The organism is Vibrio sp. 10N.222.48.A3, assembly GCF_041475345.1.
GTDB lineage: Bacteria > Pseudomonadota > Gammaproteobacteria > Enterobacterales > Vibrionaceae > Vibrio > Vibrio tasmaniensis_A.
The window spans coordinates 1-1,099 of record NZ_JBFRVX010000770.1 but is presented as its reverse complement, the minus strand read 5'-3'; the positions used below and the strand labels follow the sequence as shown (position 1 = coordinate 1,099).

Annotated in this window: 1 protein-coding gene and 1 pseudogene; both read left to right on the top strand. The window is 41.0% G+C overall.

Annotation, left to right across the window (positions count from 1 at the left end; all coding sequences use genetic code 11):
• Nucleotides 1-781 (top strand): annotated as a pseudogene (locus AB4653_RS19610) (hypothetical protein); the annotation flags it as partial.
• Nucleotides 782-922: 141 nt separating this feature from the next.
• Nucleotides 923-1,099: DUF6482 family protein (locus AB4653_RS19605; RefSeq protein WP_372105068.1), on the top strand; the 177-nt coding region annotated here is incomplete at its 3' end.

Below are 1,099 nucleotides of genomic sequence, written 5' to 3'. Positions count from 1 at the left end.
CCTTCTGCTTGATAAAAGCAAAGAAAATACCACACCTAAGCCAGGACGTTACGATGAGGTACCTTTCATTGAAGGGAATCAACAAATCCTCAACCACTACACGCCAAATAAACTGGAAGATGATCGAGATGAAGGCGATGCAGACCCTTCATACCAATATGAAACCCTTTCTGGTAGCTATGACCCAATTACAAAAATATACACACAAATTCGTTCAAAAACTGAGTTAAACGACCCATCAAACGAATCTAGTGGAAAGAATCGCATCGAAGAAAGTTTGAATTTCTACTATCACGTAGAAACACCTAGCGACGAAAGGTACGTAGACTTTACTGGCTCTTGGGATACCACTCAGATTTGTGCTGATGGACAAAATGCTGTCATGAGAATGGTATTTGATTCTGAGGGCGCTACCGTATCAGGGAAAGAGTGCAATGCAAACTCACCGGCAGATCTTGAAGACTCAGGCAAGAAGTATACCTATGAAGAGCTTGCTGCAATTGACTATTGGTGGTTTAACATTTCGGGACGTGAATCAAAAGCAACCCTGACAGATTTAAACTCAGTTGTGCGCTTCTGTGATGATACTGACAATGGTTATATTCCTGGTTCAGGAGATAAATGTCCTGTTGATGCAAATGGTAATAACCAAGAATACATCATTAAATGGGAATACCAACCTGCTGGTACCAACTGGGATGAAGGGTTGCTAACTCGCCGTAAAATGACTCCAGACGGATCAACAACAGGCCGTGTTAGCATCATGCAGAAAATCAACTAACCTTTGAGTTAATTTGATTACTTATTAATAAACCAGAAGCTGAGCTTCTGGTTTTTTCATTTTTAACACACATGAACCTTCAAACAACCATCAACGTAGATACAGAAACAAAGAACTATCGAGAACAACATGGAGTTTGTTATGAATCTACTCATTGAATCATTTGAAGGCGGGATCTACTTGGCTTACCAAATCATTGGCGAGCAAAAGCAGTTAATCAAAGACGACCACCAGCACCCAATGAAGTTTTTGAGTGTTAACCAAGCCCGCGACCACTTCAGTGATCAAGGCGTATCGTCAGCAATGCTGATACACAAC